Genomic DNA, 9,305 nt, shown 5'->3' on the forward strand with positions numbered 1-9,305 from the left:
GTTTTTACTGATTCCCATCTGGTCAATTACCTAATTTTCAGAGAAAAAGTCCCGTAATTTTCCCACGATCACTCCCATAACTGGTACTTTTTGATTGACAAAAAGTCTAAAAGTCTTACCCAACAAGGTTTTTAGATTTATTCAGCCAGCCTTAATTATCTTAGTATTGGCACTAACCCACTCTGCTGATTTGTTCTAAAACCTGCCGCCATAAAACCGAATTAGAGACGGCTAAAACTTCGCTAGAATCAGCTTGTAGGGGATTACCTGACCAATCGCTAATTATTCCGCCCGCACCTTCAATAATCGGAATTAAAGCACAAAAATCGTAGTATTTCAGGTCTGATTCTAGGATTACCATCGCCATGGCAGTGCAGCCAGTGGCTAACATCATATAGTTATAACAATCACCCCCAAAAGCGGTACGTTTGCAGACGGTTTGCAGCTGACGAGCGATCGCTTGTTGTCGTTCTGTGATAAACATTAAGGGAGTGGTGGAGGCTAAACAGGCATTTTTTAAGACAAGTTCCCGATCTTGACAGTAGGGATTAACAATCATCTGGTTATTATAAAGACTCGCTTTTCCCTTCACTCCTAACCAGCGATCGCCTAAAATCGGTTGATCGACAATTCCTAAAATCGGTTGATTTTCTGCCACTAGGCCGATTAAAGTTCCAAAAATAGGCAATCCTTTGACAAAAGAGGATGTGCCATCGATCGGATCCAATACCCAATAACGACCACTTTGGGAGGGAATATTGGCTCCTTCTTCTCGAATAACCCCATCTTCGGGTAATTCTCGCCGAATAATCGCCACCATCGCCTCCTCAGCTTCTTGATCGGCGATTGTTACTATTGAGGAAACTTGCTCGAGTTTGGTCTCGGTTTCTAGATGGGGCTGCCGAAAATAGCGCCGGATAATCTCTCCAGAAGTGTCCGCTAATTGATGAGCTAGTTGGATAGTGCGATCAATATTCATCAATAAAAGTTATCCATACAGGAAAACAATAATGTTTATTTATGGGAAAGGGGAGATGGGGAAGTGGGGAAGTGGGGAAGTGAGGGATTTAGCGGAAATTTCCCTAAGCTAAACGGCTTTTACTTCGGATCACCGATATAGACTCCAAAAGGTTTATAGCTATTGGATCATGCAGGTTAAGCGCCGTTTAGCTTATCACCCTAAATCCCTATTGCCTCTTGGATAGTGCGAGCGATATTCATCAATAAAAGTTATCCATACAGGAAAACAATAATGTTTATTTATGGTAAAGGGGAATTCGGGAAGTGGGGAAGTGGGGGAAATTTGCCTATCACCCTAAATCCCTATTGCGGCATCGAACCTAGAACTATCAATGGGTAACAGTTTGATTTTGACTCCATAATTAAATTAGTCAACGATCGACTCAATCTCAAGACGAGAAAAAATTAATCTATTAGGAGTTTAGCTGATGACGGCTTTTACGGAAAATGACCTAAAAAGGTTAGAAAATCTGATTATCAATGGACAAAAAGCGATCGAAACTCGTTTAACCTCTCTGGAGAATGGACAAAAAGCGATCGAAACTCGTTTAACCTCTTTGGAGAATGGACAAAAAGCGATCGAGAATAGCGTCGGAGAGATCAAAAGAGAAATTCAAGTCCTAGAGATAGGACAGACGGAAATTAAGGTAGAAATCAGGACTTTAGACGCAAAAATCACCGGTTTAAATGAAAGAGTGCAACTCATCGAGGCATCCGTGGGAAAAATTCCCGATTTAGCTGAAAAAATTGGGGAGGTAAAAAACTGGAAACAGATCGGTATATCGATTGTGACTGCTTTTGTGGGTGGGGTAATTGGTTGGTTAATTCGGGGAAAATAAAACTAGGCAATGTAACATAGTATTAAGCATTTGTATCTTTTTATTAATTTTTATGGAACAGACAGCTTTAAATCTGATCGCAATTACCGTTTTTTCGATCACTCTTTCCGTATTTGTCACCCCTTTGCTGTCTATTTCGCCTTTTATTCCCGCTTTAGCTACTTTTAGCCTCTTGGGATTAGTTACCGTCGATACTCTCACCTTTAATAACCGGGGCGTGACTTTACTACTGGATGCTCTTTCTCCCAGTAAACACCGTCAAAGAGTTATTCACCACGAAGCCGGACATTTTCTCACCGCTTATATTTTGGGCATTCCGATCGCCAGTTATAGTTTGACCGCTTGGGAAGCCTTTCGTCAAGGCCAGGAGGGAGTCGGCGGTGTTCAATTTGAACTAGCAGATTTAGAGCAAAAAGTCAAGAACTTTACCGATTTTCCGGCTTTTTTAGAGAGAATTTCTACGGTGTGGATGGCGGGAATTGCTGCCGAAACCTTAGTTTATGGTAAAGCGGAGGGGGGAGAAAGCGATCGATTTTATCTGCAATCGGCCTTAAAATTAGCGGGGGTTCCTGAGAATAATTATGCCCAAAAAGAGCGCTGGAGTTTATTACAGGCAAAAACTCTTTTAGAAAAACAACAGACTGCCTATCAAGCTTTAGTGATAGCTATGGAAAAAAGGGCCAGTGTGGAAGAATGCTGTCGGGTGATTAGTGAAAGTTTAGTATAACGGGAAAAGTAATCAGGGATAGATTTGATAATTTCCCCGTTAAATTTTTATGAATAATCAGAGCATTCAATCCGATCAGCGATTAGCTTTAATTGTGCGCGGAGCAGTACAAGGGGTCGGTTTTCGTCCTTTTGTTTATCGATTAGCAACGGAATTAAACCTAACGGGTTGGGTGAATAATACAGCAGCGGGAGTTTTTATTGAAGTCGAGGGCGATCAAGACAAACTAGAAACTTTTTTGACTCGATTATCTTTAGAAAAACCACCTCAATCGCTAATTGAAAATATTGAGACTCAATGGTTAAATCCTGTCGGTTATCAAAACTTTAGCATACGCCAGAGCAGCGGCGGTGAAAAAAATACAATTGTTCTGCCGGATTTAGCCACTTGTCCCGATTGTTTAGCCGATATTTTTGACCCGAATAATCGTCGTTATCGCTATCCTTTTACTAACTGCACTAACTGCGGTCCTCGCTACAGTATTATCGAGAGTTTACCCTATGATCGCAGTGCCACAACTATGAGGGGTTTTAATCAGTGTTCCGAATGTCAAAGGGAATACGAAACCCCTCTAGATCGCCGTTTTCATGCCCAACCGAATGCCTGTCCTCGTTGCGGACCCCAAATCAGTCTTTTAGACAGTCAAGGAACTGTATTAGCGGAAAAAGATCAAGCTTTAATCGCCACTGCTAGAGCAATTCAACAGGGAAAAATTATAGCGATCAAAGGATTAGGAGGATTTCACCTAGTTGTCGATGCGAGAAATACGGAAGCAGTGCAAAAATTGCGACAACGTAAACAGCGACCGGATAAGCCTTTTGCCGTGATGTATCCTAATCTTGAGTTAGTGAAAAACCACGGTTATGTCTCTTCTTTAGAATCACAATTATTGCAGTCTCCTGCTGCGGCAATCGTCCTGATTAAACAAAGAAAAAATTGTCTTTCTCCTTCGGTTTCTCCGGGTAATCCCTATCTAGGAGTCATGTTACCCTATACTCCCCTACACCATCTTTTATTAGCAGAATTAGGCTTTCCTATTGTAGCAACCAGTGGTAATCTAGCCGATGAACCTATCTGTATTGAGGAAAAAGAAGCTTTAGAAAAATTGGGAACTATCGCCGATTTATTTCTAGTTCATAATCGTCCCATAGTTCGACCAGTGGATGACTCTATTATCAGGGAAATGGCAGGAAAAGCAATGATTTTGCGGCGAGCGCGGGGATATGCTCCCTTTCCCGTTAAAGTTAATGAGGGAGATTTTCCTCCGATTCTAGCCGTGGGAAGTTATTTTAAAAATACCGTGGCTATCTATCAAAAAAATCAAGTTTTTATTAGTCAACATATCGGCGATTTAGATACAGTTAATGCTGTTAATCATTTTGAAAATATCCTCGATAGTTTAAAAAAATTATACGAGTTTGTACCAGAAATTATTGCCTGTGATGCTCATCCTGAATATCTAGCAACCAAGTACGCTTATAGCTTAAATTTACCCGTTATTCCCATTCAACACCATTACGCTCACGTTTTATCCTGCATGGCAGAACATCAGCTACAACCTCCAGTTTTAGGGGTTGCTTGGGATGGAACAGGATACGGTTTAGACGGCACAATTTGGGGGGGAGAGTTTATCCATATCACTGCCGATTCTTGGCAGCGAGTCGCCCATTTTAAACCCTGGCCATTACTGGGAGGAGAAAAAGCGATTAAAGAACCCAGACGAGTGGCTTTAGGATTACTAGAAGTTATGGAAAATACCGATAGGATAAAATCAGCTTTTAGTGAACAGGAATGGTCGATTTTTAGGCAAATGTTAACCAAAAAAATTAATTGTCCTTTAACTTCTAGTGTCGGGCGTTTGTTTGATGGTGTGGCGGCGATTCTGGGTTTATGTTATCAATTAAGTTTTGAGGGACAAGCAGCAATGCAGTTAGAATTTGCCCTTGAGGACATTAAAACCGAGGAATATTATAATTTTTCTTTATCAGCTGACTCACCCATAGTTATTGATTGGAATCAGATAATTTTAGGAGTTGTTGAGGATTTAGAAAAACAAGTACAAATCGGCATAATTGCCGCTAAATTTCATAATAGTTTATGTGAGATTATTGTAGAAATTGCTCAGAAAATAGGTAGAGAAAAAATTCTCCTGACGGGAGGCTGTTTTCAAAATCGTTATCTGACGGAAAGAACAATTAATCGCCTACAAGCTTCAGGATTTCAACCCTACTGGCAGCAAACTGTTCCCACTAATGATGGTGGTATTAGCCTCGGTCAAATTATCGGAGCTTTTTCTAAACTTAAACAGTTCTAGATAGGACAAAATTAACTTCTTGGTTAGGATAGGCAAGAGGCAAGGGGTTCATCTCACATTTGCAGAAATACCGACAATCAGCAATTATCAGTGACCCTTAAATTATTACAGACATATCAGCAGCTGCCTGTAAGCATCCCACCGAAAAACTAATGCGCTCCAGGGTTTGGGTAGGGTTGATTCATGAATCAACCCTACTATAGAGTTCTTGCATAATTAATTCTTGAGAGTGCAAAAATGAGATGCACCCAGAGGTAAGAGGTAGTTATAAGCGTTAAAGATAAACCACAGAGACACAAAGAACACAGAGAGCCGATTTTTTTCTAGAATGTTGGGATGGTCGAAAATTGAGATTTTAGCTTAAACGATGCCACTCAACGATTTTATTGCCTACTTTCAAAATAATTGCTTGACCTAAACCCAGTTCTTGTGTCACATTAACTAGATGGGCGAAATTTTGATGAGTGATTGCTAGTCCCGGCAAACAGGCTAGAAAATCGAGACAGAGAACCGTAGAAAATTCCCAAGTTTGTCGGTAAACACGGCAATTATCCGGTAAAAAAGCCACAAGAGTGCGAAAATGACTCAAAGCGGCTTTCTCAAAATTGGCGCTAGTGCAGTCAAAAGACGAGTGCTGATAGCTCATAAAAACTTTGCCTGATAGGGAGAGAGCAGGGTTTCCCTCAGACTAGCACCTCGCTTCTGGGGATCACCTTCCCTTTAGAATTTCTCAATAGACTGGCAAATCCCCCCAGAGGAGTATTCTTACCCGCGAACAAATTGCTAGAAGCTAGGTTTCTTCCCGGAGATAGTGTACCTTAGATATTGATGTCCTTCCGGCTGGCAAGATAACCTGTAAATTTCCCCACTCGTCCCTAGAACGTAGGTTGGGTTGAAGCATGAAACCCAACCCCCGATCATGTTACGCTACCGCTAACCCATCCTACAAATAATTGTACCTCCCTACTTAACCTGTAAATTTCCCCACTCGTCCCCAGCGATAAAAGGCTGTATTTAGTCAAAAATCAAGTGTTGACTTTAATGCCAAACTTGCCTAATAAAAAATGATGACAGCCTCAAGTTGCCGCTTAACTAATTGACTACTTAACTGATAACTGGTAACTAAGATTATGAATAATGCAATTGTCAAACCGAGAGATGTACAAGTAGCACCGATTGCCGTCGATACTTTTGTCTTTCGTTCCCGCACTTGGGACCGGTTAAAATTCGAGATCGAATATGGATTACAAAAGGGAACCACCGCCAATAGTTATCTGATTAAAGGTGAAAAGGTCGCTCTTTTTGATCCACCGGGGGAATCATTTTCGGCCATATTTTTAGAGGCTTTAACTAAAAGAATCGATCCGAAAACTATTGATTATATTATCCTCGGTCACGTTAACCCCAATCGTGCCGTCACCCTCAAGGCACTTTTAGAAATCGCGCCTCAAGTCACTTTTGTTTGTTCTAATCCGGGGGCAATTTCCCTGAAAAAAATTCTCGAAACCGAAGCATTAAATCTGTTGGTTGTCAAGGGGGAAGAAATATTAAATTTAGGAGCAAACCATCAATTAGAATTTATCCCCACTCCTAACCCCAGATTTCCCGATCAACTCTGTACTTACGATAGCAAAACCGATATTCTCTACACCGATAAATTATTCGGAGCGCACGTTTGTGGCGACCAAATTTTTGATGAGGGTTGGAGCGTTTATAACGAAGATCGGCGTTATTATTTTGATTGTCTCATGGCTCCCTATGCCAGCCAAATTAGCAACGCTTTGGAGAAATTAGCCGCTAAATCGCCCTTATTTTATGCCGTTGGTCACGGTCCTCTGGTGCGTTACGGGATGCACGAATTGACCCTTTCCTATCAACAATGGTTAGCAGTACAAAAGTCCCAAGAGTTGACAATCGCCCTGATTTATGCTAGTGCCTACGGCAACACCGCCACCCTCGCTCAAGCGATCGCCATGGGGATCACGAAAGCGGCAGTAGCAGTGACGGCGATTAACGCCGAGTTCGCTGAACCGGACGAGATCAAAACGGCGATCGAAAAAAGTGTCGGTTTTATCTTTGGTTCCCCCACTTTGGGAGGACACGCACCGACTCCCATCCAAACCGCCTTGGGGATTACCCTGTCCAATGGCGATAAAAGCAAGCTGGTGGGGGTTTTTGGCTCCTACGGTTGGAGTGGTGAAGCGATCGATCTTTTGGAAGGTAAATTCCGGGATGGCGGTTATCGCTTCGGTTTTGAGCCAATTCGGGTTAAATTTAAACCCACGGAGGCAATTTTAAAGACCTGTGAGGAAGCGGGAACCGATTTCGCTCAAGCAGTCAAAAAAGCTCGCAAAAGCAGACAACCAAAAACTAATGTTAACCAATCCCAAAGCGATCGGCGATCGCAGGCCCTGGGCCGTTTGGTGGGTTCTCTGTGTATCGTCACCTGCGAATTGGGAGAATTGCGCGGCGCCATGTTAGCCTCTTGGGTATCGCAAGCGACGTTCACTCCCCCCGGATTGACTATTGCCGTGGCGAAAGAACGAGCGATCGAGTCTCTGCTTTATAGCGGTACGCCTTTTGTCCTTAATATCCTCCAAGAAGGTCAACATTTGGCTTTAATGAAGCATTTTCTTAAACCTTTTACTCCAGGAGAAGATCGTTTCGCTAATATCGAAACCACTAAAGCTGAGAACGGTGGTCCGATTCTAGCCGAAGCGCTCGCTTATCTGGAATGTCGGGTAGAACAACGAATGGAGTGCGGTGATCATTGGCTGCTTTATGCGATCGCAGAAAAAGGCAAGGTTTTACACCAGGGTTTAACCGCTATCCATCATCGCAAATCTGGCAGTTATTATTAACTCATGGTGACGGGCAAGGGATCGCAAAAAATAAGGGTTTCGGCCGATCCCGAAAGTGAACAATACTCTCCCCTATCCTTCTGCTACTGTTTGTAAAACAAGATCAATAAATTTCTGGCTGTAGTATATGCCTTGTTGTTGCATCGTTTCTATGTAAGGTTTGACTGCAGCGATCTTTCCCAACTGTTTTGCTTTAATTAAAATACCGATCGAACCTGTAATTGGAATATTGAGAGATTTACACACCTGACGAGCAGCTAATTCATCGATAAGCACTAAAGAGGCTTTTTGTTCTAGTGCAAGGACGATGACTTCTGATTCTCCTCGATCTAGAGTCGGTAATAGTAAGGAAACCTGCTGTTGAGAGGCGATTTCTCGGACAGAAATCCACTGTTCTCGTAATAGATCGATCGAGCCAGTTTTGTCTTGATCGTAAGTGCTGATTTCAAGAGCTACTGCCTTAGGAATAACGATGCTTTTAACTATTTCTTGTAAAAGACCGAGTTGACCAATTCGCGCAAAAGCGATGAGGGGAGTAGCGTTACTTACAATCATCAGGCTCCAGTTTTTCTATTCCCTTTAATTCAACCGCTAACGCCGATTCGTCATAATCGAACAATACAATCCCTTTTTTAGACAAAATATCCATAAATTCTAGGCGATTAATTCTCGCTAATTCCGCCGCTTTTCCTAAAGAAAGTCGCTTTTCTTGAAAATAATAAATAGCGGCCAGAAGTTTAATTTCTTGACCGAGTTCATCAATTCCTATTTTTAAAGCGGCAAGAACATCGGGAGAAAATTCTAGATTTAATGTTTCATTTTTCATTCTAAGTACCTAGTTAAAAATAAAGTTAACTTTAGAGACAAGGGAACTCCGGAACAGGGAACAGAAGGGTTTCTGACTTTTTTTAAGATGTCTCTTAATTATTACAGCTTACAGCGTTTCTCATAAGGATGGCAGCAATTCTCATTTTGAAACGATTTTGCGTTGTTTCAGCGATCTAGAGATTCGTTAAGAATTATTAACCCCTCTAGGTGCAAGGGCTTTAATGTCATGAAACCTTAAAATGAGAATTGCTGATAATACCTCCCATCGACTCTACCCACTTTATATCCATTTTGTCCTTAATATCCTGCAAGAAGGACAACATATAGCTTTAATGAAGCATTTTCTTAAACCTTTTACTCCAGGAGAAGATCGTTTCGCTAATATCGAAACCACTAAAGCTGAGAACGGTGGGCCGATTTTGGCCGAAGCGCTCGCTTATCTGGAATGTCGGGTAGAACAACGAATGGAGTGCGGTGATCATTGGCTGCTTTATGCGATCGCAGAAAAAGGTAAGGTTTTACACCAAGGTTTAACCGCCATCCATCATCGCAAATCTGGCAGTTATTATTAATTTGTCGTTATGATCATTTCAGGGGGTGTTTTCAGGCAGGATAACCCACCCTGATTGGTCTAATCTAATACTAAATCAGGCTACATATCAGGATAGACACTCCCGCAAGTGCAGTGACTCTTAAATTATTACAGATGTATCAGC

8 protein-coding genes and 1 pseudogene are annotated in these 9,305 nt (G+C 41.8%); 5 read left to right on the plus strand and 4 right to left on the minus strand.

Annotated elements, in window-relative coordinates:
* Positions 1–172: 172 nt before the first annotated feature.
* A complete protein-coding gene (gene hisN / locus IQ242_RS09360) occupies positions 173–979 on the minus strand; it encodes a histidinol-phosphatase (protein ID WP_193959779.1) in 807 nt (268 codons plus the stop codon).
* A 469-nt stretch (positions 980–1,448) separates the two neighbouring features.
* Here hisN and IQ242_RS09365 point away from each other — a divergent pair, with 469 nt between their 5' ends.
* The 3 genes from IQ242_RS09365 to hypF are packed head-to-tail and all read left to right on the plus strand — an operon-like array spanning position 1,449 to position 4,900.
* The gene (locus tag IQ242_RS09365) at positions 1,449–1,859 is read left to right on the plus strand and encodes a hypothetical protein (protein ID WP_193959780.1); all 411 of its coding nucleotides are present in this window, start codon (positions 1,449–1,451) and stop codon (positions 1,857–1,859) included.
* Between the two features lie 52 nt (positions 1,860–1,911).
* The gene (locus IQ242_RS09370) at positions 1,912–2,586 is read left to right on the plus strand and encodes an ATP-dependent Zn protease (RefSeq protein WP_193959781.1); all 675 of its coding nucleotides are present in this window, start codon (positions 1,912–1,914) and stop codon (positions 2,584–2,586) included.
* 49 nt (positions 2,587–2,635) lie between these two features.
* Positions 2,636–4,900 (plus strand): carbamoyltransferase HypF, encoded by a 2,265-nt coding sequence (hypF, locus tag IQ242_RS09375; protein WP_193959782.1) that lies wholly within the window; start codon positions 2,636–2,638, stop codon positions 4,898–4,900.
* 355 nt (positions 4,901–5,255) lie between these two features.
* Here the strand turns inward: hypF and IQ242_RS09380 are convergent, their stop codons facing one another.
* Positions 5,256–5,546, minus strand: a complete 291-nt coding sequence (locus IQ242_RS09380; protein WP_052276315.1) for a hypothetical protein — start codon at positions 5,544–5,546, stop codon at positions 5,256–5,258.
* 484 nt (positions 5,547–6,030) lie between these two features.
* Here IQ242_RS09380 and IQ242_RS09385 point away from each other — a divergent pair, with 484 nt between their 5' ends.
* Complete coding sequence (locus IQ242_RS09385; RefSeq protein WP_193959783.1) at positions 6,031–7,761, plus strand: diflavin flavoprotein; 1,731 nt, start codon at positions 6,031–6,033, stop codon at positions 7,759–7,761.
* 72 nt (positions 7,762–7,833) lie between these two features.
* On the opposite strand, the gene IQ242_RS09390 is transcribed toward IQ242_RS09385, so the two are convergent.
* The gene (locus IQ242_RS09390; protein ID WP_002766976.1) at positions 7,834–8,316 is read right to left on the minus strand and encodes a DUF3368 domain-containing protein; all 483 of its coding nucleotides are present in this window, start codon (positions 8,314–8,316) and stop codon (positions 7,834–7,836) included.
* Positions 8,303–8,587: a UPF0175 family protein gene (locus tag IQ242_RS09395; protein ID WP_002766977.1), complete on the minus strand. Its 285-nt coding sequence runs from the start codon at positions 8,585–8,587 to the stop codon at positions 8,303–8,305. The genes IQ242_RS09390 and IQ242_RS09395 overlap by 14 nt, the downstream gene beginning before the upstream one ends.
* A 292-nt stretch (positions 8,588–8,879) precedes the next feature.
* Between IQ242_RS09395 and IQ242_RS09400 the strand changes: the two are divergent.
* Positions 8,880–9,161: pseudogene (locus IQ242_RS09400) on the plus strand (flavin reductase family protein); the annotation flags it as partial.
* Between the last annotated feature and the right edge of the window lie 144 nt (positions 9,162–9,305).

This window comes from Microcystis sp. LEGE 08355 (genome assembly GCF_015207185.1).
GTDB lineage: Bacteria > Cyanobacteriota > Cyanobacteriia > Cyanobacteriales > Microcystaceae > Microcystis > Microcystis panniformis.